The following is a 22,931-nucleotide window of genomic DNA, read 5'->3' as shown; positions in this document are numbered from 1 at the left end:
TACGCTGCGGTGCATGGAGTCCTACACGATCGGCCAGGCAGCGCGGCTGCTCGGCGTCAGCAGTGACACCGCCCGCCGCTGGGCGGACGCCGAGCGCTTCCCGACCCGGCGGGAGGGGAACCGCAGGATCGTCGACGGGCCGGACCTGGCGGCGTTCTGCGTCGAGGTGGCCCAGGAGGCGGGGGAGGACGAGGAAGCCCCGTACACCTCGGCCCGCAACGCCTTCCCCGGCATCGTGACGGGCATCAGGCTTGGCTCGGTCAGCGCGCAGGTGGAGATCCAGGCGGGTCCGCACCGGGTGGTGTCGCTGCTGACCCGGGAGGCGGTGGAGGAGCTGGGCCTGGAGGTCGGCATGCGCGCCACCGCCCGCGTGAAGTCCACCAGCGTCTTCGTCGACCGCACCTGAGGCCCGACCGAGGCCCGCCCGCACCTGAGGCCCGCCCGCACCTAAGGCCTGGCAGCCTGACACCGCCCGCTGAGCCCCGCACCCCGCCCGCCGCGCCCCCCGCACCCGGCCTCAGTACGGGAGGCCGACCAGCCCCCAGCCCCGTGCGGCGGCGCCCGTGACGACCTCGCCCCACTCGCGCATCAGCGCGGTGGCACCGTCGAAGGTGTCGGACCCGCCCGGCCAGCGGAAGTCCCAGGCGGCGAAGGGCCCGCGCAGTTCGTCCAGCCGGGGCGCGGCCCGCTCCCAGGCGCGGGCGAGCGCCGGCACCTCGTCCGGGGCGCGGCCCAGCAGCAGGTCGGGCCGCCACGGCTCGGGATCGTCCGGGAAGCCGGGCAGGGCCGGGGGGTCGTCGGCGTCCGGGTCCTCGGCGTAGTCCGGGCCGTCCCACACGAGGCCGCCGAGGAAGAGGTCGAGGTCGTCCCGAAGTGCGGGCGCGGTGGACGTCCTGACGGCCTGCCAGCCTTCGGCGAGCCAGAAGTGCCAGGTGTAGGTGCCGGTGGTGGTGTGGAAGCGGTACTCGGCACACCACGGGACCCCTCTGGGCGAGGCCCAGCCGCCCTCCACGGCACGGTCGGCCGCGTCGCAGGCGTCACAGCAGTAGTGCGGGTGCACGGCGACGGCCAGGGCGTCCAGGCGGTCGCCCGTGGGTATCCGGGCGAGGTGTTTCCAGTCGGCCGTGACCACGGTGATGTCGAGTGCCACCGCCGCAGGCTAACAACCGCCGCCGCCTACGGAGTCCGTACGAAGACCCCCGCGCGGGCCGCCGCCACCGCCGCCGTGGCCGCCCGCCGGGCCGCGGCCCCGTCCAGCGGGGCGTCCGTGGTCAGCAGCCGGTAGTACAGCGGGGCGGAGACGGCGCGGACCACCTCGGCGGCGTCGGTGCCCTCGGGCAGCTCGCCCCGCCCGACGGCCTCCCGGACGCAGGGCGCCCATTCCGCGACGCGGACCTCGTAGAACCGGTGCAGGGCCTCGGCCGTCCGGGCGTCGCCCGTGGCGGCGGCGATGACGGCCTTGAACAGGGGGCCCTGGCGCGGGTCGGACAGGGTGCGCCGGACGAGTTCGGCGTTGGCCAGCAGGTCCTCCTCCAGCGAGCCGGTCTCGGTGCGCGGCAGCGACTGCTCGGCCATGTCCGTCAGCAGGTCGGCGACCAGGCCGGCCACGGTGCCCCAGCGCCGGTAGACGGTGGTCTTGCCGACCTCGGCCCGTCGGGCGACCTCGGCGAGGTCCAGCGCGTGGAAGCCCTGCTCGGCCAGCATGTCCCCGGCCGCCTCCAGGACGGCGGTCCGCACCCGTGCGGTCCGGCCCCCGGGGCGCACGGTCCCCGGCTCGGCGCACGGGTCCCCCGCGCCGTCAGGGGCTTCACTCGGCGAAGTCATAACGGGTCTCCGGTTCCATTAATGATGTTCGGCTGTTACGTTGGGATCACCTTAAAGGGTCTGCGGTGCCATTACCGCCCACGGGAGGAGTCCGTCATGGAATACAGGCAGCTCGGCGCGTCCGGCCTCAAGGTCCCCGCCCTCGGGTTCGGAGCCGGCACGTTCGGCGGCCGCGGCCCCGTGTTCGGCGCCTGGGGCAGCACGGACGCCCAGGAGGCGCGCCGGCTGGTGGACATCTGCCTGGACGCCGGCATCACCCTGTTCGACACCGCCGACGTCTACTCGGCGGGCGCCTCGGAGGAAGTCCTCGGGCAGGCCGTCAAGGGCCGCCGGGACCAGGTGCTCATCTCCACCAAGGCGGGCCTGCCCACCGGCGACGGCCCCGGCGAGTACGGCACCTCCCGCTCCCGCCTGATCGGGGCCGTGGAGGACGCCCTGCGCCGGCTCGGCACCGACCACATCGACCTCTTCCAGCTGCACGGCTTCGACGCCGCCACCCCCGTCGAGGAGGTGCTGTCCACCCTCGACCAGCTCGTCCGGTCCGGCAAGGTCCGCTACACCGGCGTCTCCAACTTCGCGGGCTGGCAGCTGATGAAGTCCCTGTCGGCAGCCGAGAAGCACGGCTTCCCCCGCTACGCCGCCCACCAGGTGTACTACTCCCTCGTCGGCCGCGACTACGAGTGGGAGCTGATGCCGCTCGCCCACGACCAGGGCGTCGGCGCGATGGTCTGGAGTCCCCTGGGCTGGGGCCGCCTCACCGGCAAGCTGCGCCGCGGCCGCCCGCTGCCCGCGGGCAGCCGGCTGCACGAGACCGCCGACTACGGCCCGCCGGTGGAGGAGGAGCACCTCTACGACGTGGTCGACGCCCTCGACGAGGTCGCGGAGGAGACGGGGCGGACCGTGCCGCAGGTGGCCATCAACTGGCTGCTGCGCCGCCCGACCGTCTCCACCGTCCTCGTCGGCGCCCGCGACGAGGAGCAGCTGCGCCAGAACATCGGGGCCGTCGGCTGGGAACTGACCCCCGGCCAGGTGGCCCGGCTGGACGCCGCCAGCCACCGGCCGGCGCCGTACCCGTACTTCCCGTACGAGCGGCAGGAGGGCTTTGCGCGCCTCAACCCCTCGCTGCTGGCGCGCAATTGATCGTCCGGACGGCTGGAACCACGGCTGAAACGGCTCCCGGGGCGCCCCGGCCGCGGGACGGCGCCGTCAGAGCCAGTCGCGCCGCGCGGCCCGCAGGCCCGCCTCGAAGCGGCTGCCCGCGCCGAGGCGCCTCATCAGCTCGGCCATCATCCGGCGCACCGTGCGCACGGACAGGCCCGGTTGGCGGCCGGCAGCCTCGTCGGTGAGGCCGCAGCCCAGGAGTTTGTGTCGCCGACGGGCACGGCCTACGGGGTCAGGGAGTCCAGCCAGCCGGTGAGGCGGGCGCCCTCGCGGGTGGTGCCGGTGGGGCGGCCGCGCCTGGCGGCGGTCTCGCGCTGGGAGACCCAGGCGGCGACCAGGCCCTTGAGGCGCTCCAGCGGATCGGGCAGCTCGTCCAGCCGCTCGGTGAGCCCGTCGAGGTGGGAGCTCTGTTCCGACAGGGCGGCCCGGACCAGGTCGTCCTTGGTCTTGAAGTAGTAGTAGACGTTCCTGACGGGGACGCCGGCCGCCCGGGCGATGTCCGCGAGGGTGGTCCGTTCGACGCCCTGCTCGTGCAGGACCTGCGCGGCCGCCGCGGAGAGCCGGCTGCGCTTGTCGGCCGCGCGTGCCGTGCGGGATCCCGGTGAGTCAGTCAGCCGACCGGCTGTATGGTCCCGCTGCGGGGCTGGGCTCTGCCACCGCACGATCACCCGGCTGCCGGGATCCCGAGCTCGCCCAGCAGGTCTCGGACGCGCTGCTCGATCCGGTCGCGGATGGGCCGGACGGCGGCGACGCCCTGGCCGGCGGGGTCGTCGAGGGTCCAGTCGAGGTAGCGCTTGCCGGGGAAGTACGGGCAGGCGTCGCCGCAGCCCATGGTGATCACGACGTCGGACGCCCGGACGGCCTCGGCGGTGAGCACCTTGGGGGTCTGGGCGGAGATGTCGATGCCGACCTCGCGCATGGCCTCGACCACGGCGGGGTTGACGGTGTCGGCCGGGGCGGAGCCGGCGGAGCGGACCTCGACGAGGCCCCGGCCGAGGTGGGCGAGGAAGGCGGCGCCCATCTGGGAGCGGCCGGCGTTGTGGACGCAGACGAACAGCACCGACGGGCGGGACGGGGGAGTGTTCACGGCAGGGGCTCCAGGGGTTCAGCGGGCGGCGGGGACGACGGTGATCGGCGCGGGCCCGTCGGCGGTCTGCCGGGCGGAGGGGCCGAAGACGAGGGCGAGCAGGCCCAGGCCGGCGGCGGCGCCGAGGATCTGGGCGGCGACGAACGCGGGGACGGAGGCGGGGGCGATGCCGGCGAAGGAGTCGGTGAAGGCCCGGCCGATGGTGACCGCGGGGTTCGCGAAGGAGGTGGAGGAGGTGAACCAGTAGGCCGCGCCGATGAACGCGGCCACCACCGCCGGTGCCAGGTTCGCCCGGCCGGCCCGGTTCAGGCCGAAGGCCACGAGCAGCAGTCCGGCCGTCGCGACCACCTCGCCCAGCCACAGGTGGGGAGCGGAGCGGTCGTGGGCGGACAGGGAGAGCACGGGCCGGCCGAAGACGGCGTTGGCCAGGAGCGAGCCGGCGATCGCGCCGCCGATCTGGGCGGGTACGTACGCGGCCGCGTCCCGCAGGGACGGCCCGTCGCCGGAGCGGCGGCCGGTGAGGTGGGCGGCGAGGGTGACCACGGGGTTGAAGTGGGCCCCTGAGACCGGGCCGAGCACCGCGATCAGCACGCCGAGGCCGAAGACGGTCGCCAGGCAGTTGGCCAGCAGCTGGATGCCGACGTCCTTCGACAGTCCGGTGGCCTGGATGCCGGAGCCGACGACGACCGCCACCAGCAGCGCGGTCCCGACCGCCTCGGCCGCCACACGGCGCCCGAGCGGCACCGGGTCCCCGCTCATGCCTTCGCCCCGGCGGCCTGCGGGGCCTTCAGTACGGCGGCGAGCCGTTCCAGGGAGGCGGGCAGGGCCCAGTAGTAGACCCAGGTCCCGCGGCGCTCGCAGTCGACCAGGCCGGCCTGGCGCAGCAGCTTGAGGTGGTGGGAGATCGTCGGCTGCGAGAGCTCGAAGGCCGGGGTCAGCTCGCAGACGCAGACCTCGCCCCCGTCCCGCGAGGCGATCATCGACAGCAGGCGCAGCCGGACCGGGTCGCCCAGGGCCTTGAACACCTTCGCCAGGTCGGCGGCCTGGTCCTCGTCCAGCGGTGCGGCGGCGAGCCGGCCGCAGCAGCCGTCGGAGTCCTGCCCGAGGACCACGAGCTCTTGTTTCGACATGCCTCTATGTTGACGTTCTTCGATCCAAGGCGCAAGGTTGCATCGAAGAACGTCAATGCAGTCAGGTCCCGCCGTACTGGGCAGGGGCTTCGTCCATTGGGAGTCATCGTCATGAGCGAGCAGTCCACCGACCTGCGCGAGACCGTCCGGGCCCGCTACGCGGCCGCCGCGCTGAAGGTCACCGAAGGCGGCACCGCCTGTTGCGGGCCCGAGCCGGTCGAGGTCGACGAGAACTTCGGCCCCACCCTCTACGCCGCCGACGACCGGGCCGAGCTGCCGGCGGAGGCCGTCGCCGCTTCCCTCGGCTGCGGCAACCCCACCGCCGTCGCCGACCTGAACGAAGGCGACCGGGTCCTGGACCTCGGCTCCGGCGGCGGCATCGACGTCCTCCTCTCCGCCCGTCGGGTCGGCCCCACCGGCAAGGCGTACGGCCTGGACATGACCGAGGAGATGCTCGCCCTCGCCCTGGCCAACGCCGCGAAGGCCGGCGCGACGAACGTGGAGTTCCTCAAGGGCACCATCGAGGCCGTCCCGCTCCCGGCCGCCACGATCGACGTGGTGATCTCCAACTGCGTGATCAACCTGTCCACCGACAAGCCCGCCGTCTTCGCCGAGGCCTTCCGCGTCCTCAAGCCCGGCGGCCGGATCGGCGTCTCCGACGTCGTCGCCGACGACGCCCTGACCCCGGCACAGCGCGCCGAGCGGGGCGACTACGTCGGCTGCATCGCCGGCGCCCTCTCCTTCGGCGAGTACCGCCAAGGGCTGGAGGCCGCCGGGTTCACCGATGTGGAGATCATCCCGACGCATGCCGTCGCCGACGGCATGCACTCCGCCGTCGTCCGGGCCGTCAAGCCCGTCGCCCCGGCTCCCGCGCCCGCCACGGAAGCCTGCTGAACGGGCGGAAGGCAGGTCGTACGAGTCGCCTCGGCCGGGCCGCCGGCGAGGCCAGGCACGTGTTCCCCGGAAGAAGCGCCGGCCCCGCAGTGGGGCCGTACGCTGAACCGGCTCTGAAGCGCGTTGACTTGCCGGAGGAACCATGACGCCGACCTCCCCGCGGGGACCGGCGACACGTTCGGGGCCAAGACCGGCTTCGACCCGCGCGACCTCGACGCCTACCAGTACTTCCTCATCCGGCCGGACCGCGTCCAGGCCTGGCGGGAGGCGAACGAGCTGCGCGGGCGCGACCTCATGCGCGACGGCCGCCGGCTGAAGGAAGCCGGATGACCTGCTCGGAGCGCGCCGTCGCCCCGTCGCACGGGCCGACCGGGCGCGAGTCGGGGGAATTCAGCCCTGCGGGGGGTCCTCCCGGGGCTTGTCGGTTCCCAGCTGCTCGTTGATCTTCTGCTGGGCCATGTCGACCTGGCTCTGGTACTTGTTGCCGGTCTTCGCGTCGAAGGCGTCGCCCGCCTTCTCGACTCCCTGACCCACCGTGTCCTCATGGCCCTTCAGCAGGCCCTTGAGCTTGTCGAGCATCGACATGGGTTCCTCCTCGCGGAAGCCGGCACGCCCGGAGCGCGGCCGGCACAACCAGCATCCGCGCCTTCCCCGGGGGTCGCACCCCGAGGCGCGAGCGCCCGGCATCAGGGCAGGTCGGGGCCCGTCGGCTCGCAGAGGGTGCCGATGAAGGCGCGTACGCGGGTGCTCTCGCCGGCCGTCGGCCAGAAGAGCCCGTAGTCGACGGGCGGGGCATCGTCGAAGGGGACCCAGACCACGTCGGGCCGCGCGTAGTAGCGTTCCGCGGCCTGGCTGGCGGGCGAGACCCCCTTGCCCCGGCCGATGAGGCTCAGCAGCTCCGTCCAGTACGTGACGGGGGGCGCGTGCGGGACGGGCCGGCCCAGCGGGGTGTGCCGGGGGTAGTGGTGGTCCAGCCAGTGCTGCGGTACGGACTCCCCGGAGACGGCGAGGAGCTGCGCCTGCGCGAGGTCCTCCAGGGACACGGACGCGCGCCGCGCGAAGGGATGGCCGGCGGGGACCATCAGCACGCGGGGCTCGCGGCGCAGGAGCGGGCCGAGGGTGAAGTCGGGCTCCAGCACAGGGAGTTCGCTGACCTGGAGGTGGACCCGGCCGCTGCGCAGCGGACCGAACGGGTCGGAGAGCTGCACCTCGTGGACCTCGACCTCGCAGTCGGGATAGCGGGAGCGGAAGGTGTCGCCGGCCTTCAGGAGCATCTCGGCGACCATGGGGCTGGAGTACCCGACGCGCAGCACGCCCGTGACGCCCCGGCCCGCGGCCGTGGCGCGTTCGACGGCCCGCCGCAGCTGCTCCCGGACGGGGACCAGGTCGTCGCGCAGCTGCCGTCCCACCGGCGTCAGGGCGACGCGCCGGCTGGTCCGTTCGAACAGCGCGACGCCGATGCGGCGCTCCAGCTTCTTGATGGTCTGGCTGACCCGACCCTGGGCCAGACCGAGCCGCTCGGAGGTCCGCCTGAAGTGCAACTCCTCGGCCAGCGTGAGGAATGCCTCGATCTCGTGTCGTTCCACCGCCGGCCTCCATCGGTGAGTTCCGGTCACCGATCGTAGATCAGATCGGTCTTGTTCGGCCCGTGGGCCCGTTCGAGAGTTGGGCCCATGACCAGCGTCTTCGACACCGCCCGACTCGGTGCCCTGCAGCTGCCCAACCGCCTGGTGATGGCGCCGATGACCCGCAACCGCGCCTCCGCCGACGGTGTTCCGACACCGTTGATGGCCACCTACTACGCGCAGCGCGCCTCGGCGGGGCTGATCATCGCCGAGGCCTCGACGCCGAACGCGGTGGGCCAGACGTACCCGAACATCTCCGCGATCCACAACGACGCGCACGTGACCGGATGGCGGCGCGTGACGGAGGCGGTGGGCGCCGCCGGCGGGCGGATGTTCCTCCAGCTCCAGCACGGTGGCCGGATCGGACACCCCGACAACAGCGGCGGCCTGTCGCCGGTCGCGCCGTCGCCGGTGCCGCTGCCCGACACGATCTTCACGCCGGGCGGGCACCGGCCCGCGGTGGTGCCCCGCGAGATGACCACCGCCGACATCCGCTCCACCGCGGCCGACTTCGCCGACGCCGCGCGGCGGGCGATGGACGCCGGGTTCGCCGGGGTGGAGGTGCACGGCGGCAACGGCTACCTGCTCCACCAGTTCCTGGCCTCGGGGACCAACCACCGCACCGACGGCTACGGCGGCCCGGTGGAGGGCCGCACCCGCTTCGTGCGCGAGGTGGTCGAGGCCGTCGCCGACGCCGTCGGACCGGACCGGGTGGGCCTGCGCGTCGCCCCCGGCGTCACGGCCAACGGCATGCACGAGGACGACGCGGAGGAGGTGTACCCGGCGCTCGTCGACGCCCTCTCCGGCACCGGACTCGCCTATCTCCACGTCGTCTTCGCCGACCCGGACCAGCCGCTCTTCCAGCGCATCCGCAAGCAGTGGGCGGGCACGCTGATCGCCAACCCGGCGCTGCCGTGGCCGGGCCCGCTGCCCGCCGACGGCGGCAGGCACGAGGCCGAGCGGCTGCTGGCCGCCGGAGCCGACCTGGTCTCCCTCGGCCGCGCCTTCCTCGCCAACCCCGACCTGGTGGAGCGGCTGCGCGCCGGCGCCGCCCTCAACCCCCTGCGGGACAAGGGGCTGATGTACGTGGGCGGGGAGGAGGGCTACACCGACTACCCGGCGCTGTCCGGCTGAGCCCGCCCGTCGGTCCGCGTACGTACGGGTCGGTCCGCGTACGTCCGGGCGGTCAGGCGGCGGGCCGCCCGGGGCGACGGTACGAGGGCGAAGCCGTGGTTGGCCGCGATCGCCCGGGTGTGGTCCGCCGAGAGGGAGCCGTGCCGTTCCAGGGTGAGGACGGGGAGCCCCGAGCGGCCGCGGCCGGGGGCGTGGTGGAAGGACAGCACCGTGGCCGACGTCGGGGCGTGGTGCGGGTGCCGGCGGCGGGCCGCGGGCTCGTCGTCGTGGACGAGGATCCTGACGTCCTCCTCGTGGCCGAAGTCGGCGATCACGCCCTCGGCGCGCCAGTGGGCCGGTTCGCGCTCCGCGCCGGTCGGGTACCGGGAGCGGTTGACCGAGGTGACGGACAGCAGGGCGTCGCCGGTGCGGTCCAGCGCCTCGGCGAGGAAGCCGTTGGACGGGCAGTGGTAGCCCGGGCCGATGAGCCGCACGGTGACCACCCCGTCATGGACGGCCGTCAGGTGCCGCGGGACGTGCGCGGCGGCCGGGCCCCGGAAGCCGAACGGGCCGAGCAGGAACAGCTCCTCGACGAGCTGGCGGAGCTGCCGGCGCGGCAGGGCCGGGGGAAGCAGGTTCCAGTCGAAGAGCATCGGGACCCGCTCGGGGACCGTGGTGACACTGCCGACCTGCCCGTCCGGGCGGCCCTTGATCCGGTTGACCCGCTCGACGGTGGCCCGGTCGGCGCGCGCCGTGACGGCGTAGGAGTTCCCGAACCCGTGGGCCACCGCGCAGCCTTCCGCGAGCGCTCCCGCCGCGGCCCGTACGTCCTCGGCGTCGTCCAGGACCAGATGCCGCCCGCTCGTCCTCGTATCGTTCACTGCCGGCCTCCGAAATGATCTTTTTGGAAGGCCAACGACGGGACTCCCGAGTCGTCACCCCGGCAGTGGCCGCGGCGCTCCCCGACGGCGGCCCGCGCTGTGACGCGGGTCACGGGGAATGTTCCGGGATCCTGCGCGCTCTTCCCGGCCGACACCTCGTGGAGGAGGAAGCAATGGGGATCCCGTGAGCAGAACCGGCACCGCGGACACGCGCGCGGACCTGGACGTGGACGTGGACACGGGCCCGGACGTGGCGGGGCTCGTGCGCGCCGCGCAGCGCGGCGACCGGATGGCCGTCCAGGACCTGCTCGACCTGCTGGCGCCCTACGTCGGCCGGCTGTGCGGGCCCATCGCCCTCCAGGACGGCCCCGACGCCGCGCAGGAGGCACTGATCGTGATCTTCCGCAAGCTGGGCCAACTGCGCGAACCAGCAGCCCTGTTCGGATGGGTGCGGGTGATCGCCGTGCGGGAGGCGGTCCGCGTGGCGCGTGCGGCGGCCCGCGCCGTACCCGACCCGCTCGACGACGTCCCCGCCGCCGGGGATCCCCAACTCGCCGCCGACATCAGGGACGTGCTGGAGCGGCTCACCCCGGCGCACCGCGCCGTCCTCGTCCTGCGCGACCTGGAGGGCATGGACGAGCACTCCGTCAGCGCACTCCTCGGCGTACCCGAGCCCACCGTCCGGACCCGGCTCTTCCGGGCCCGCCGCAACTTCAGGAAGGCGTGGGGACGTTGAACGAGGACTGGCCCGTCGCCGAACTCGACCCGGTCCGCAGGCTGCGGGTCGTCGCCCGCACCACCCCGGCCGCCGGCTACGCGGAGCACCTGGTCCCGGCGCCCTTCGACCGGGTCTGGGGGCTGGCCTCCGACCTGGAGGAGCAGCTGCCCCGGCTGATCACCGACATCAGGGCCTTCACCGTGACCTCGGCCCGCGGCGACCGCCTGGAGGCCAGGGCGCGCAGCCCGCTGGGCATGCGGGCGCGCTTCGACGTCGTGCTGCGGCCCGGCTGGTGCCTGATGCAGAGCCGGTTCGTCCTGGGCGGGATGGCCGCCGCGCCCGAGGGGGACGACACCCGCTTCGCCTTCTTCGGCGCCCTGCGGATCCCTGGCCTCCGCCTGGTGGACCGCGCCCTCCAGCCCCTGCTGGACCCGTTGGGCGCCAAGGCCCTCAAGCGGCTGACCGACCAGCTGGACCCCCCTTGAGGGTGTGGACGGCGGCCGGGAGGGTAGGCGCAGCGGGCACCCGCGCCGCGGAGAGGTGCGGGCACCGGACACCCCGGGAGGTCTGCCATGGACGGGCCCGAGCTCTCGGAACACGAGCGCATGGTCCTCGACGGCATCGAGGGCGACCTGCGGTCCGACGGACGCCTCGACCGCAGGCTCCGTACGCTGCGCCGCGGTTTCGGACCGTGGAGCGGCACCTGGAGCCGTGCGGGCGCGTGGACCGCCCTCCTCGTCCTCGGCTGCGCGTGCCTCTTCGTACGGGCCGTGGTGACGGGCGCGCCGGTGCTGCTCTGGCTCTTCGCGGGCGTCTGGGTGGCCACCGCGGTGCGGCTGCTGCGGCTGGGGTGCTCGTGGGGGCGCCGGAAGGCGGACGCCAGGGCCGCGCGGAGGGGGAACCGAAGCACGGGGAACTGAACCGGTCAGGATTCGAGAAGCGCCCTCCGGAGCCCGCAACTAACGTTGCGGGCATGGACATCACCATTCACACCACGGCCCTCCCGCACGACGACCCGGACGCCTCGGTGGCCTTCTACCGCGACGTCCTCGGCTTCGAGGTCCGCAGCGACGTGGGTCAGGGCAAGATGCGCTGGATCACCGTCGGCCCCGTCGGCCAGCCCGGTACGTCGATCCTCCTGGCCCCGCCGGCCGTCGACCCGGGCATCACCGAGGACGAGCGCCGCACCATCCTGGAGATGATGGCGAAGGGCACCTACGGCTGGATCCTGCTGGCCACCCCGGACCTCGACGGCACCTTCGAGAAGGTCCAGGCCACCGACGCCGAGGTCGTCCAGGAGCCGACCGACCAGCCGTACGGCGTGCGTGACTGCGCCTTCCGCGACCCCGCGGGCAACCTGGTCCGGATCCAGGAACTGCGCTGATGTGCCGCCCCGGGTGGGCGCGGGCGCTCACCGAGGCGGCACGTCTGAGGGACCTCGTACGGCTGCGCCGCGTACGCGACCGGATCGACCGGGAGCACGCGCGCCCGCTGGACGTCCTCGCCCTCGCACGGACCGCGGGAATGCCGGCCGGGCAGCTCAGCCGCGAGTTCCGGCTCGCCTACGGCGCATCGCCGTACGCCTACGTGACCGCGCGCCGGGCCGTCGTCCGCGCGGCGGTCACCACCGCCTGAAGCGGGGCACGGCCTACAGGGGCGCGGTGTCGTCCGCCGGGAAGGCGGGGCCGTGGCCGGGGACGATCACGTCCGCGGCGGCGAGCACACGCTCCCGGGAGGCCCGCAGGACGTCCTGGTCCGGGGCGACCGGGTCGTCGACCGGGCCGTTGGGGCGCCACCACAGGTCGCCCACGAAGGCGACGACGCCCTCGTCCGTACCGGCCAGCAGCGTGATGTCCTCGCGGCTGTGGCCCGGGGTGCGGATCAGCCGGAGCGCGGGGGTCAGTTCGTAGCCCTCGGCGTCGCGGTCGGTCCACTGGTCGTTCTCGTAGATCGCCTTGTGGTCGTGGACGCGGGCGTGGCCGAAGAGGCCGACGTTCATGGTGTTGTCGGGGTGGTGGTGGCTGAGCACCACGTCGGTGATGTCGTCGGGGCCGAGTCCCATCTCCGCGAGCGGGCCGAGGATCCGGTCGCGGCCGGCCACCATGCCCGGGTCGACGATCACGTGGCGGTCGCCGTCGCCGACGTAGGAGACGGTGGCGGCCACCCCGGGCCCGGTGGAGAGGGTGTAGCCGGTGGTCAGGATGCGGAAGCGGGCGCCGAGGCCGAGCGGTGCGTTCGTCATGCCCCCAAGTCTTCGCGCCGGCGGGCCCCTTCACGAGTGGCCGTACTGCCACTGATCGCGGGAATCGTGCCACGTCCTCGGCCGGTCGCGTGCCAGACTGCGCGCATGCCGCCCTTCGTGTCCGTCGCCGCGTACGCCCCTCCCGGTGTCGGGATGCTGGGGGCGGGGATCGTCTCCGAGGTGTTCGACGAGCGCGGTCAGGGCCTGCCCCGCTTCGACTTCGCCCTGTGCACGGACCGGCCCGGGACGGTGCGCACTGATGTCGGGCTGCCGCTGCTGGTGGAGCACGGCCTGGACCGGCTGGCCTCCGCCGACCTGGTGATCGCCCTGCCCTGGGCGGACTTCCGTACGCCGCCGCCCGCCGCCGTGCTGGCGGCGCTGGCCGCCGCGCACGGGCGGGGCGCGCTGGTGGCGGCGCACTGCGTCGGGGCGTTCGCACTCGCGGCGGCCGGGCTGCTCGACGGGCGCCGCGCCACCACCCACTGGCGGTTCGCCGGTCTGCTGGCCGAGCGCCATCCACGGGTGAGCGTCGAGCCGGACTCCCTGTACGTGGACGAGGGGGCGGTCGTCACGGGCGCGGGTGCCGCCGCCGGCTTCGACCTGTGCCTGCACCTGCTGCGGCGGGAGTACGGGGCCGCCACGGCCAACGCCATCGCCCGGGACCTGGTGCTGCCGGCCCACCGCGACGGCGGGCAGGCCCAGTACCTGGCGACGCCGGTGCCGGAGGACTGCCGGGACGAGAAGCTGGCCGAGGTGCTGGCGTGGGCCCGGGAGCACCTGCACGAGCCGCTGCCGGTGGCGGAGCTGGCCCGGCGGGCCCTGATGAGCCGGCGTTCCTTCGCCCGGCGGTTCGCGGCCTCGACCGGCACCACCCCGCACGCCTGGCTGCTGGGGCTGCGGCTCAGCAGCGCCGAGGAGCTGCTGGAGACCACCGGCCTGCCGGTCGAGGAGATCGCCCGGCTGGTCGGCTTCGGCAGCGCGGCGGTGCTGCGCGAGCAGTTCGTACGGCGGCGCGGGGTGCCGCCGCGCTCGTACCGCAGGGCGTTCAGCCGCGCGGCGCGGTGAGGGAGTCGGCGTCCTCCATGAAGGACAGCATCCGGGCGTTGACCACGTCGGGGTGGTCGATCTGCGGGCCGTGCCCGGTCGCGGTGATGATCTCGGCGCGGGCGCCGGGGATCAGCCGGGGGACGCGCTCCAGCTGCCGCTTCGGGTGCACGAGCAGACTGTGCTTGCCCATGATCAGGTAGAGCGGGGTCCGGATGGTCCGCAGCTCGTCCTCGGCCAGCGGCAGGGGTGCGGGGCGGCGGATCCGGTAGGCGCGGGCACCGAGCTGGATCCACTCGCGCATCTCGGGGACGGCGAGCACCGGCTGGTCCAGCCACTTGGCGAGCCGGGGCCGCAGTGCCTTGGGGGCGAAGGTGGCGAACAGGCTCACGAAGACCCAGGCGAAGAAGCGCAGGCCGACCTTCTCCAGCCCGCCGGGGTCGAGGGCGGTGACGGAGGCGAGCCGTCCGGGCCGCAGGTGGGCCTGGTTGAGGACGAGCCAGCCGCCGTAGGAGGAGCCGACGAGGTGGACCCGGTCGAGGCCGAGCGCGTCGAGGGCCTCGTCCATCCACTGCGCGGCGCGCTCGGGCTGCCACATGGGCTCGCGGTGGACGCTGCGGTTGGCGTCGCCGGGGGTGTCGAGGGCGTAGACGGGGCGGTCGAGGCTGAGCCCGGGGGTGTTGGGGTACCACATCGCCGAGCTGTAGCCCGCGCCGTGGATCAGGACGATCGGGGTCCGGGCCTCGGCGGCGGGGTCGGTGGGCCCGTACCGGTAGACGTGGGTGGTGCCGAAGCCCGTCTCCACGTCCGTCTCGGAGCGTGCGGGCGCCCCCATCGCGCGGAGCGCCTCCTCGGCGGCGAAGTAGCGGTCGCGCAGGGTGTCGTTGACGTAGCGGCCGACATCGCGGCGTACGCGGGCGGTGTTCTCGGGCACGGCGGCACCTCCTGTGAAGATCCGTTCTTCGTGGTACGACCGTATCACCAATGTGGTACATCGGTACCATGAAGGGGTCCGGGCAGCGGAGCGGAACCCACCATCGACAGGCGGAGACACGGGAACATGCCGAAGCGCGTGGATCACGAGGAACGGCGCGCCCAGATCGCCGAGGCGCTCATCCAGGTCGCGGGGCGGCGCGGACTGCATGCCGTGGGCATGCGCGAGGTGGCCGCGGAAGCCGGGGTGTCGCTCCGGCTCGTGCAGTACTACTTCGAGACCAAGGAGAAGCTGCTGTTCTACGGCCTCCGGCACCTGACCGACCGCTTCACCGCGAGGGTCGGCGCCCGCCTGGCCGCCGCCGGCCCGGACCCGGGCCCGCGCGCCACGGTGGAGGCGCTGCTGCTGGCCTCGCTGCCGACCGACGAGGAGAGCCGCACCTTCCACCTGCTGTACAGCTCCTACGCGATCCTGTCCGTGACCGACGGGGCGCTGGCCGCCCAGCCCTTCATCGACAACCCCGACGCCGCGGAGAACGCCCTGACCGGCCTCCTCGCGCAGGCGCAGGCGGCCGGCCTGGCCGACCCGGACGCCGACGCGCGCACGGAGGCGATCAGCCTGCTCGCGATGGCGGCGACCATGGGCACCAGCATCCTCGTGGGCCAGCGGAGCCCGGAGTCGGCGATCGCGGTGCTCCACCACCACCTGGACCGGATCTTCACCACGGTCGGAGACGAGGGCGGCGCTGCCGCCAGGGGGGTTCCGGCAGGTTCATAGCGGCAGGGGACGCATGGGGAACGGGGACGGCGCCCCGGGTTCATACGGCACCAGGGCCCCGAAGTAACTACTGCACCATCCGTCGGCCCTGATCGCCCGGCTCATCGCCGCCGCCGCCGGCGAAGCCCTCCGGCAGGCCGAGCAGCGGGCGGACGAAGCAGAGCGCACCCGCGAGGAGACGGCGCGGCGCCGTGCCGACGAGGAACGGCTGCACATCGCGCGGTAGCTGCACGATCCGCTCACCCATCAGATCTCGGTGATCAAGGTGCGGTCCGAAGCCGCCGTCCACGTGGCCCGCAAGCGCGGCGAACCGGTCCCGGAAGCCCTGCTGGCCGTCCGGGAAGCCGGCCGGGAGGCGTCACGGGAGCCGCGCGCCACCCCGGAGGCCCTGCGCGACGACGACACCACCCCGCCGCACGGCCTCGACCACATCCCCGAACTGGTGGAGCGCGTCCCATCGGCGTACCGAAATTCCTTGAGGAGTAGGTACTGCTCGCGGGGCTCCGGGACAACGACGAAGGCCCAGGTCTGTGACCTGGGCCTTCGTCCTTCGTTCAAAAGCGGATGACGGGAATCGAACCCGCTCGGGCGGTGCTCAGGCGGCGCCGGGGTCGTACATGGACAGGGAGGCCTTGACCTCGCGGGCGTATGGGCCCTCCCACCAGGGGATCGTCTCCACCAGGACCGGCTTGGTGCCCGAGGCCAGGACGAGGGCCCGGCCGGGGGGCATCGAGCCCAGGTCGGAGACCTGTAGGACGCGCTCGCGGCGGACCGACTCGTTCACCGTGCGGTTGCCGGACCAGCCGCCGAACTCGGACTCCCGCGTCGCGGAGTATTCGCGGAGCTCGTACTCGCCCGCGAGCTCCGAGAGGTCGCCGAGGAAGCGGGTGTCGGAGACACCGCCGCCGTAGACCCGGATGTTCGCGGCGGACCAGAGCTTCTCCATGCCGCGGTCCCCCCACACCTCGACGCCTTGGGCCCAGGACTGGAGGATGGTCATCAGGACGATGCCGCGCGAACCGTAGTGCGAGTAGAGGTCGGGCAGCGCGCGCCAGCGGCAGACGTTCGCCGCCTCGTCCAGGACGCCGACCATGGGGAGCGACAGCCGGCCGCCGCGCTGGGTGGTGGCGTACTCCTCGGCCGCTTCGACGACGGCCACGGTCAGGGCCGTCACCAGCGGGCCCGCGGAGTCACTGCCCTCGCGGGAGAGGGAGTAGAGCGTCGAGCGGGTGCGGACGAACTCGCGGGGATCGAACTCGGGGCGGTCGTCGGTCGGGCCGAGCGGGGTCACCCACTTGTTGACCTCGGGGTTGACCAGGCATGACGCCATCTGCTGGGCGACGCCGTAGATGCCGCTGCGCTGCTTGTCGGGAGCCGTGATCACGCCGTTCAGGGAGTCGGCGGCCATGGCGTGCCCGGCGCCGCGCAGGATGCGCTCGGGGGTGTCGTCCTTCGGGTTGGACAGCCAGGTGTAGATCTGGGTGATGGAGGTCTTGGCGGTCGCCGCCGCGAGCAGCAGGTTGGCGAGGAGGTCCTGGCCGGCCGGATCGAAGAACGCGTCGGTGGAGGCGTCGGCGTCGCGCGAGCCAGAGGCGAAGTGGTCGGCCAGCTTGCGGGCCTTGGCCACGTCCGTGACGTACGAGAGGGGGTTCCACCACCAGGCCGGCGGCTCCTGGGCCACCTGCTGAGGGTCGAAGACCCACACCTGCCCGTGGGCCTGGCGAGGCCCGCGCGTGCCGTCGACGATGTCGCGCTTGTTGGACGTGACGAGAACCGCCCCCGGGGCGGACAGGATCGCCGGGATGGCGCGCCGGGTCGTCTTGCCGGTACGCGGGCCCCAGATGTCGACGTGCATGTCCTCGAAGGAGCCGAACAGCGGCTGCCGGCCCTTCACCGACCGGCCGATGAAGACGCCGGGCACTTGGGCCTGTACGCCGAGGCGCTGCGCCGTCGCGGCAGCCCCCTTCATGGTGAGCTTGCCGAGCTCCGCGCCGTCGATCATGCGCTTGGCGGCCCGGTCCACATCGGTCTTGCTGCGCAGCCGCCGGGATATCCGGTACCCGGCGGTGACCAGGCCCGCGAGCAGGAGCGCTTCGGCGGCGGCGACGGCGTTGGCCGCGCCGCCGGGCCAGGAGTAGTCGCCCTTGGCCAGGGCGATGGCGAACGAGAAGGGGTTGCCCGGGGGCTCCGGCTGTTCGGTGAACGCCGCGCCGAGGCGGGCCGCGAGCCAGGCGGCGGACAGGAGAGCCAGGACGCTGACGACGAGGAGGACTATCTCGATCGTCCAGTCGTCTTCGGCGCGCGGCTTCTTCTGTGGTTCGGGGGCCATGGTCAGGGCGTTCCTTCCGCCGGGCCCGGGGTGGACGTCGGCATCTCGTTCTGTCGGTGGTCCGGGGCGCTGTGCGCGCCGCTGGTCTAGGGGAAGCTCCCGGCCGTGGGCACCCGGTAGACGCCCGTGATCTCGCCCTGCCACTCCCAGCTGCTGAACTCGACGTTCTTGCCCGGCCTCGGGGCGTGCAGGATCGTGTGCTTGGCAGGATCCCAGACGATCCCGACGTGCTCGGAGCGGTTCTCGCCGCTGGGCTGGAAGAAGATCACGTCGCCCGGCTTGGACTGGCTCAGGTCGACCTTGTACTTCGCGAGGTTGGGTTGCTGGTCATAGGTGGTGTAACCGAGATTGATCTTGCCGCCGCTGGCTTGGTAGTACATCCACTGCGTGAAGCTGGAGCAGTCGAAGGACGTCGGGTGGTCGCCCTGGAGGCGGGGCGCGCCCCACTTGTAGGGCTTGCCGATGCCGCGCTGGGCCCAGCCGAGCGCCGCGCGGACGACCGTGTCGTCGACGTCGGGCAGGGGTCCGGTCGACCCGGCACCGTCCGGCGGGACGGCCGTGCCCTTGCCGCTCTCGGCGCAGCTGCGGTAGTCGGCGTCCTTGCCGCTGCCGCTGCCTCCGGGAACCCCGCCGTAGTCGGGGCTGGCCGTGATCTTGCCGGCCAGCCATGCCACCGGGTCGATCTCGCCCGGGCCGTTGTCCTGGCCACTGCGGAACGGGTCGTCGACGCCCGGCATCAGAACCTCCCAGTGGAGGTGTGCGCCGGTCACGTTGCCCGTTTCGCCGACCTTGCCGATCTGGTCGCCGCGCTTGACGGTGTCGCCCGTCTTCACGGAGATGCTGCTCTGGTGGGCGTACAGGGTGATGACGCCGTTGGCGTGCTCCAGACGCGTCTCATTGCCGTACGCGCCGCCGCTGCCGATCTTCACGACCTTGCCGTCGGCCGGGGCGTGGATCGGGGTGCCGGTGGGCGCTTCCAGGTCGACCCCGGTGTGGTAGCCGAGGCTCCAGTGCGGGCCCTCCTGGTGGAACTTGGTGCCGAGCTTGTACGAGCCCTCCTTCATCGGCCACTGCCAGTCCTTGCCGCCGGTCGTCGCGGGCGGGTCGTCCGGGCGGAACGGGGCCGCGAGCGGACGGGAGAAGCCCATCGGTGCCATGGCCGTCGTGCCGCCCTGTCCGCCTCCGTCGAGGGGCGGGGTGGACCAGCTGTGGGGGCCCTTGGAGCGGATGCTCAGCGCCTCGCTCGGCTGGGCGTTGTTGCCGACGGGCTCGGGGATGTCCGCGCTCTGGCCCAGGACCGGGAAGGAAGGATTCTTCTCGACGGTGGTCTTCAAGTGCGCGTACCAGCGGTTGATGAGGTCCCTGTCGCCGGTGAGGGTGCCGCGGTAGCGGGCGGCCTGGGTGAGGACCACGCGGGGGTAGACGGTGTTGGTCTCGAGCGAGCCGGAGTAGTCGAGCAGCGCCTTCCAGGCGTTGGTCTCCGCCTTCAGGGCGTGCATGTAGTTGGCCGCGGCGAAGGCCAAGTCGTCGATGCTGTAGCGGTCCTTCTGGCCGTCGCCGTTGCCGTCCTCGCCGAATTTGCCCCAGGCCCAGTCACCGAACTGCAGCAGGCCCTTGTAGCCGAAGCCGTTGTCGCCGCCGGGGGCCGCGGACTTGTCCTGGCCGTACCTCGTCTCCTGGTACATCTGCCCGGCGATGATCGTCCAGTCGAGGCCGTCGTAGCGCGCGGCCGCCCGCATCGAGGCGAGGATCATCTTCGGGGGTATCTCGTCGCGGGCGGTGTCGCTCGGCATGTACATCTTGCCCGCGGGCATGATCGGGTTCGTCGCGGCCTTGTCGCCCGTGTTGCCCGCTCCCGCGTTCTCCCCGTAGTTGCCGCAGGCGGCCTGGGCGGCGCCGCCGCCCATGGCGCCCATGAGGGCCATGACCAGGACCATGACGACGAGGAGGGTGCCGAGGGCCGGCATCGCACCGACGCCGACGGTGATCAGCACCCACTTGAGGTTCTTCTTCTTTCCGCCGCCGCCCTTGCCGCCTTGTCCTGAGGCGACTTGGGCCGCGCCCTTGGCGGCCTTCGCCACCTTGGCGGCCTTCGTCGCGGCCGCCAGTACGGCAGGAGCCACCACGGGTGCCTCACCCTCCCTTGGGCTCGGGCGCACCCACGTTGCCCAGGCCGTATATGTCGAAGCCGTTCACCTGCCACTTGCCGCCGCTCTTGCGCGCGCTCACCAGCCAGGTGTTGGTCTCCGTCTCGGTCTTGCGGCCGTCGTTCGAGCGGGTCGCGGTCACTTCCACCACGCTCGAGATCGTCTGACCGCCACCGCGCGTGAGCTCGTCGGCGATCAACGCGTCGCGGCGTACGAAGGACTGCCCGGCGGAAGAGCACTTGCTCTGCAGGCAGGCGGCCCAGGCCTTGTCGGTCGGCAGCTTGGTGTGCTGCTTCATCGTCTCGCCGCCGTCGGTGAGGGCCAGCAGGCGGGGCGTCCAGGAGGCGTCGCTGTCGGTGTACTTGAAGGTGTTCAGGCCCGCCATGTAGGCGGCCATCGCACGGTGGGCCTCGTCCAGGTCGGCGGGCTGGACGACGGGGGGCACCCCGGCGGCCGACCCGGCCTGCGGAGCGGCGCCCCCGGCGGCGGAACCTGCGCCCGTACCTGCGCCCGTGCCTCGTGTGGCTGCCGTCGCGGTCGCCTTGGGCTTGGCATCCGCCCCGGAGTCGTCATCGCCGTCGAAGACGGTGAGGACGACCAGGCTGCCGACCAGTAGGGCACCGAGCAGTGCCAGGGCCAGTACGGCACTTCGCTTGTTCTCGGCAGGTGAATCCACCGTCCCGGGCCTCCCTCAGTCAGGTCGCCGGGACACCGTAGGTGGCGGGACGGCCGGACGGACGTGCGATTTCCTCGCGGGGGAAAGACGGGGAAAGCGCGGGGGAGGGATGAGGAAAACGGCCCGATCGGTGGGTGGTTGACGGAGGCGGGAAACCGTGAGGATCGCCACGCGCGCCCTCACCGTTCTCTCACAAGGGTTGTGCCTCGGGGTCGTACTCCTCCAGCGGGAGGGGGTCGAAGGGGTACGCGGTGTGTCCGCCCACCTTGGGCGAACAGGCCGCGAACGGGCCGAGGTCCGTGTCCATCAGCACCCGCAGGTGCGGATCGGCGTGGTGCAGCCACCACGTCGACAGGCCGAGGGTGGGCTCCAGGCGCAGCTGTTCCCAGGCGAGCCAGAGCGCGGAGAGGCGCGCGCCGGCCTCGGGGTGCTCCCACCAGCGGGGGCACCAGGTGGCGGAGGAACCGTTGAGCCGCCGACGCACGATCGGGGCGAGGAACTCGCTGACGAAGGCGAAGACGTCCGAGAAGAAGAGCTCGACCTCTGCACCGGGGGCCGGTACCGCTTCGGGGCCGGTCACAGGTCGATCTCCGGAGTCTTGGGAGCGGCCTCGACCGCCGGGTTCGTCACGCCGTGCGGACCCGCCACGGCCGGGACCGGGCGGGGCGGCACGGTGAGGGTGCGGGGAAGGCTCGCCCCGTGGAGGAACGAGGCACCGTGCACGGGCACCTTGGGCTCGGGCCGTGCGGACGCCGGCTGGTCAGGCCCGGGCTCCGCGAGCTCGGGATCCTGGAACTTGGGGTGGCTCCCGGTCTGCCGGACCTCGGGCTCGGTGGGCCCGGGTCCGGCGATGTCCGCCGCCGCACCGGTCAACGCGCGGTAGGACGGGGCCGTGTCCAGTTGCGCGATCGCGGCCTTCTGCGCCTGCTGCAGGCGTTCTGGAAGGTCGAAGCCGGCGAGCTTGGCGGCGAACTCCTGAGGGGTCGTCTTCTCCGCGTCGTAGTGCTCCCTGCGCAGCACGGTCCGTACGGCGGGGTCCGCCAGCAGCTCGTACATGTCCGCCGGCAGGTGCGCCGCGTGGGGGAACTCGATCGGGAACTGCAGTCCGTCCTTGCCGACGTGCTCGTTGGCGATGACCAGGGGCAGCTCCGTCTCGCCCAGGACGGACTCTTCTCCGATCTCTGCCGCGAAGACGACGACGTTCCCCTCGGCCTCCTTGATGTAGCGCGCCGAGACGCCGTGCCAGACCTGGCCGGTGGTCCCCTTCACGTCGTCGAGCTTCATGCCGTAGGACCGCACGAGCGTGTTGCGCACCTGGTCGTCCGCGAGCCAGTAGCCGTCCAGCTGCTGTCCGGCCGGGGAGTCCTCCAGTACCTGGTACCCGCGCGTTCGGCCGCAGGCCTGGGCCAGGTACCGGTGGGGTATCTCCCGGTCCGCGCCCTCGGGCTGGGACCTCCAGGACCAGAGCGCGCGTACGTCCCCCCGGTCTTCGTTGGTGACACCGGCGTCCTTGGCGACCGCCTCGATGTACTTCAGCAGGGTCCCGGGGGTCGGGGTCGTTTCCTCCAGCCCCTTGCGGGCGTGCCAGTCCGCGTAGATCCGGTCGATGACCCTACGGGCTTCGGCCGCGCTTCCCGGCTGCCCCGCCAGGTGCTCCGCCTGGAGCTGCTTCGCCAGCTCGATCTCTTCGAGGGTGGGGCGCACCGCCTCGCTCACTGATCACCCGCCAGGGGCTCGGTGGGGGCGAAGACGTCCAGGGCGATGGCCGAACCACCGGGCTCGGCAGTGGTCCAGGCCTGGAACGACAGCGATTGCTGCAGGACGACGAACGGCTGTCCGGGGACCCGCCCGTCGGGTGCCCAGTAGGCGAACCGGTACGGGCTGCGCGTCTCCATCCGGTCTTCCCGGCCCTCCCAGAAGTCGGGACGGGGCGGTTCCGGGAAATCGGCGGCGTCCCAGTCCCCGGACCAGGTGGGTGTGCCCAGGACGTCCTCGGCGGCCTTCAGGTACGCCGGCCACACCTCGGCCGCCGCGGCGTGCACCGCGCCGTTTTCCTCGCCGGACTCCGCCAGCACCTGCCACGCGTAATGGTTGAGAGTCCCGAGCGGGTTCCAGAAGGCACCCTTCGCCGCGAAGAAGGTCCACTCGCCTCCGCTGCGCGTACGGAGCTCCAGGGTCCGCTCGGTCGTCTGCGGTTCCCACCCGTGGCGTTCGCACCACGCGTGGAACTCCCGGGTCCCGCCCTGTGGCGGGCCCGACCAGACCGACGGCCAGTCGTCGACGGCCCGCATGTCCGTCAGTTCGGCGGCGAGGTCCTGCGGCGTCCGGCCGATCGTCTCCGTCAGCATG

26 protein-coding genes and 4 pseudogenes are annotated in these 22,931 nt (G+C 73.0%); 13 read left to right on the top strand and 17 right to left on the bottom strand.

What is annotated here, in order from left to right; translation table 11 throughout:
• Positions 1-13 precede the first annotated feature (13 nt).
• Complete coding sequence (locus ACZ597_RS06760; RefSeq protein ID WP_007265105.1) at positions 14-406, top strand: TOBE domain-containing protein; 393 nt, start codon at positions 14-16, stop codon at positions 404-406.
• 111 nt (positions 407-517) lie between these two features.
• Here the strand turns inward: ACZ597_RS06760 and ACZ597_RS06755 are convergent, their stop codons facing one another.
• Together ACZ597_RS06755 and ACZ597_RS06750 are read right to left on the bottom strand one after the other, a co-directional pair.
• Positions 518-1,150 (bottom strand): hypothetical protein, encoded by a 633-nt coding sequence (locus ACZ597_RS06755; RefSeq protein ID WP_471325874.1) that lies wholly within the window; start codon positions 1,148-1,150, stop codon positions 518-520.
• A 26-nt stretch (positions 1,151-1,176) separates the two neighbouring features.
• Positions 1,177-1,824 (bottom strand): TetR/AcrR family transcriptional regulator, encoded by a 648-nt coding sequence (locus ACZ597_RS06750; RefSeq protein ID WP_471325871.1) that lies wholly within the window; start codon positions 1,822-1,824, stop codon positions 1,177-1,179.
• 96 nt (positions 1,825-1,920) lie between these two features.
• Between ACZ597_RS06750 and ACZ597_RS06745 the strand changes: the two genes are divergently transcribed.
• Complete coding sequence (locus ACZ597_RS06745) at positions 1,921-2,964, top strand: aldo/keto reductase (RefSeq protein ID WP_471325869.1); 1,044 nt, start codon at positions 1,921-1,923, stop codon at positions 2,962-2,964.
• Between the two features lie 296 nt (positions 2,965-3,260).
• Here ACZ597_RS06745 and ACZ597_RS06740 read toward each other — a convergent pair.
• From ACZ597_RS06740 to ACZ597_RS06725, 4 genes and pseudogenes are all read right to left on the bottom strand, one after another.
• Positions 3,261-3,599, bottom strand: a pseudogene (locus ACZ597_RS06740) (TetR/AcrR family transcriptional regulator); the annotation flags it as partial.
• Positions 3,600-3,649: 50 nt separating this feature from the next.
• Positions 3,650-4,072 carry an arsenate reductase ArsC gene (locus tag ACZ597_RS06735; RefSeq protein ID WP_471325866.1) on the bottom strand — a complete coding sequence of 141 codons (423 nt, stop codon included), beginning with the start codon at positions 4,070-4,072 and terminating at the stop codon, positions 3,650-3,652.
• Positions 4,073-4,090: 18 nt separating this feature from the next.
• Entirely contained in the window at positions 4,091-4,831 is a 741-nt protein-coding gene (locus ACZ597_RS06730) for an aquaporin (RefSeq protein ID WP_471325864.1), read from the bottom strand.
• Positions 4,828-5,202: an ArsR/SmtB family transcription factor gene (locus ACZ597_RS06725; protein WP_471325861.1), complete on the bottom strand. Its 375-nt coding sequence runs from the start codon at positions 5,200-5,202 to the stop codon at positions 4,828-4,830. Before ACZ597_RS06725 ends, ACZ597_RS06730 begins: the two co-directional genes overlap by 4 nt.
• Before the next feature lie 111 nt (positions 5,203-5,313).
• Here ACZ597_RS06725 and arsM point away from each other — a divergent pair, with 111 nt between their 5' ends.
• Together arsM and ACZ597_RS06715 are read left to right on the top strand one after the other, a co-directional pair.
• On the top strand, positions 5,314-6,096 hold the full coding sequence (arsM, locus tag ACZ597_RS06720; protein ID WP_471325859.1) for an arsenite methyltransferase: 783 nt from the start codon (positions 5,314-5,316) through the stop codon (positions 6,094-6,096).
• Between the two features lie 150 nt (positions 6,097-6,246).
• Positions 6,247-6,426 (top strand): annotated as a pseudogene (locus tag ACZ597_RS06715) (pyridoxamine 5'-phosphate oxidase family protein); the annotation flags it as partial.
• Positions 6,427-6,486: 60 nt separating this feature from the next.
• Here the strand turns inward: ACZ597_RS06715 and ACZ597_RS06710 are convergent.
• A complete protein-coding gene (locus ACZ597_RS06710) occupies positions 6,487-6,681 on the bottom strand; it encodes an antitoxin (protein WP_471325857.1) in 195 nt (64 codons plus the stop codon).
• A 101-nt stretch (positions 6,682-6,782) separates the two neighbouring features.
• On the bottom strand, positions 6,783-7,682 hold the full coding sequence (locus tag ACZ597_RS06705) for a LysR family transcriptional regulator (RefSeq protein WP_471325854.1): 900 nt from the start codon (positions 7,680-7,682) through the stop codon (positions 6,783-6,785).
• 87 nt (positions 7,683-7,769) lie between these two features.
• Between ACZ597_RS06705 and ACZ597_RS06700 the strand changes: the two genes are divergently transcribed.
• Positions 7,770-8,855: an alkene reductase gene (locus ACZ597_RS06700; RefSeq protein ID WP_471325850.1), complete on the top strand. Its 1,086-nt coding sequence runs from the start codon at positions 7,770-7,772 to the stop codon at positions 8,853-8,855.
• Here ACZ597_RS06700 and ACZ597_RS06695 read toward each other — a convergent pair.
• Positions 8,834-9,715: a hypothetical protein gene (locus ACZ597_RS06695; RefSeq protein ID WP_471325847.1), complete on the bottom strand. Its 882-nt coding sequence runs from the start codon at positions 9,713-9,715 to the stop codon at positions 8,834-8,836. The genes ACZ597_RS06700 and ACZ597_RS06695 overlap by 22 nt on opposite strands.
• Positions 9,716-9,899: 184 nt before the next feature.
• Here ACZ597_RS06695 and ACZ597_RS06690 point away from each other — a divergent pair, with 184 nt between their 5' ends.
• The 5 genes and pseudogenes from ACZ597_RS06690 to ACZ597_RS06670 all read left to right on the top strand — a co-directional run.
• Positions 9,900-10,451: an RNA polymerase sigma factor gene (locus tag ACZ597_RS06690; protein WP_471325845.1), complete on the top strand. Its 552-nt coding sequence runs from the start codon at positions 9,900-9,902 to the stop codon at positions 10,449-10,451.
• Positions 10,439-10,918 carry a hypothetical protein gene (locus ACZ597_RS06685; protein ID WP_471325842.1) on the top strand — a complete coding sequence of 160 codons (480 nt, stop codon included), beginning with the start codon at positions 10,439-10,441 and terminating at the stop codon, positions 10,916-10,918. Before ACZ597_RS06690 ends, ACZ597_RS06685 begins: the two co-directional genes overlap by 13 nt.
• Before the next feature lie 87 nt (positions 10,919-11,005).
• Complete coding sequence (locus ACZ597_RS06680; RefSeq protein WP_471325839.1) at positions 11,006-11,353, top strand: DUF3040 domain-containing protein; 348 nt, start codon at positions 11,006-11,008, stop codon at positions 11,351-11,353.
• 53 nt (positions 11,354-11,406) lie between these two features.
• On the top strand, positions 11,407-11,817 hold the full coding sequence (locus ACZ597_RS06675) for a VOC family protein (protein WP_469113771.1): 411 nt from the start codon (positions 11,407-11,409) through the stop codon (positions 11,815-11,817).
• Positions 11,817-12,035 (top strand): annotated as a pseudogene (locus ACZ597_RS06670) (helix-turn-helix transcriptional regulator); the annotation flags it as partial. The gene ACZ597_RS06675 and the pseudogene ACZ597_RS06670, both read left to right, overlap by 1 nt.
• Before the next feature lie 46 nt (positions 12,036-12,081).
• Here ACZ597_RS06670 and ACZ597_RS06665 read toward each other — a convergent pair.
• Positions 12,082-12,675: an MBL fold metallo-hydrolase gene (locus ACZ597_RS06665; RefSeq protein ID WP_471325836.1), complete on the bottom strand. Its 594-nt coding sequence runs from the start codon at positions 12,673-12,675 to the stop codon at positions 12,082-12,084.
• 105 nt (positions 12,676-12,780) lie between these two features.
• On the opposite strand from ACZ597_RS06665, the gene ACZ597_RS06660 reads away from it, so the two are divergent.
• Entirely contained in the window at positions 12,781-13,740 is a 960-nt protein-coding gene (locus tag ACZ597_RS06660; RefSeq protein ID WP_471325833.1) for a GlxA family transcriptional regulator, read from the top strand.
• On the opposite strand, the gene ACZ597_RS06655 is transcribed toward ACZ597_RS06660, so the two are convergent.
• Positions 13,721-14,653, bottom strand: coding sequence for an alpha/beta fold hydrolase (locus tag ACZ597_RS06655; RefSeq protein WP_471325830.1), 933 nt, complete (start codon positions 14,651-14,653; stop codon positions 13,721-13,723). The genes ACZ597_RS06660 and ACZ597_RS06655 overlap by 20 nt on opposite strands.
• A 126-nt stretch (positions 14,654-14,779) precedes the next feature.
• On the opposite strand from ACZ597_RS06655, the gene ACZ597_RS06650 reads away from it, so the two are divergent.
• Positions 14,780-15,430, top strand: a complete 651-nt coding sequence (locus tag ACZ597_RS06650; RefSeq protein ID WP_471325827.1) for a TetR/AcrR family transcriptional regulator — start codon at positions 14,780-14,782, stop codon at positions 15,428-15,430.
• Between the two features lie 91 nt (positions 15,431-15,521).
• A pseudogene (locus tag ACZ597_RS06645) lies at positions 15,522-15,881 on the top strand (histidine kinase); the annotation flags it as partial.
• A gap of 144 nt (positions 15,882-16,025) precedes the next feature.
• Here ACZ597_RS06645 and ACZ597_RS06640 read toward each other — a convergent pair.
• The 6 genes from ACZ597_RS06640 to ACZ597_RS06615 form a co-directional block, all read right to left on the bottom strand.
• Positions 16,026-17,759, bottom strand: coding sequence for a type IV secretory system conjugative DNA transfer family protein (locus ACZ597_RS06640; RefSeq protein WP_471325825.1), 1,734 nt, complete (start codon positions 17,757-17,759; stop codon positions 16,026-16,028).
• Between the two features lie 86 nt (positions 17,760-17,845).
• Complete coding sequence (locus ACZ597_RS06635; RefSeq protein ID WP_471325822.1) at positions 17,846-19,885, bottom strand: peptidoglycan DD-metalloendopeptidase family protein; 2,040 nt, start codon at positions 19,883-19,885, stop codon at positions 17,846-17,848.
• A 7-nt stretch (positions 19,886-19,892) separates the two neighbouring features.
• Positions 19,893-20,582: a hypothetical protein gene (locus ACZ597_RS06630; protein ID WP_471325819.1), complete on the bottom strand. Its 690-nt coding sequence runs from the start codon at positions 20,580-20,582 to the stop codon at positions 19,893-19,895.
• A 190-nt stretch (positions 20,583-20,772) separates the two neighbouring features.
• Positions 20,773-21,162, bottom strand: a complete 390-nt coding sequence (locus ACZ597_RS06625) for a DUF4913 domain-containing protein (RefSeq protein WP_471325817.1) — start codon at positions 21,160-21,162, stop codon at positions 20,773-20,775.
• Positions 21,159-22,298 (bottom strand): hypothetical protein, encoded by a 1,140-nt coding sequence (locus ACZ597_RS06620; RefSeq protein WP_471325814.1) that lies wholly within the window; start codon positions 22,296-22,298, stop codon positions 21,159-21,161. Before ACZ597_RS06620 ends, ACZ597_RS06625 begins: the two co-directional genes overlap by 4 nt.
• Positions 22,295-22,930: a hypothetical protein gene (locus ACZ597_RS06615; RefSeq protein WP_471325811.1), complete on the bottom strand. Its 636-nt coding sequence runs from the start codon at positions 22,928-22,930 to the stop codon at positions 22,295-22,297. The genes ACZ597_RS06620 and ACZ597_RS06615 overlap by 4 nt, the downstream gene beginning before the upstream one ends.
• Between the last annotated feature and the right edge of the window lies 1 nt (position 22,931).

This window comes from Streptomyces sp. NPDC040718, from assembly GCF_055593565.1.
This window is presented reverse-complemented; position numbering and strand designations above follow the sequence as displayed.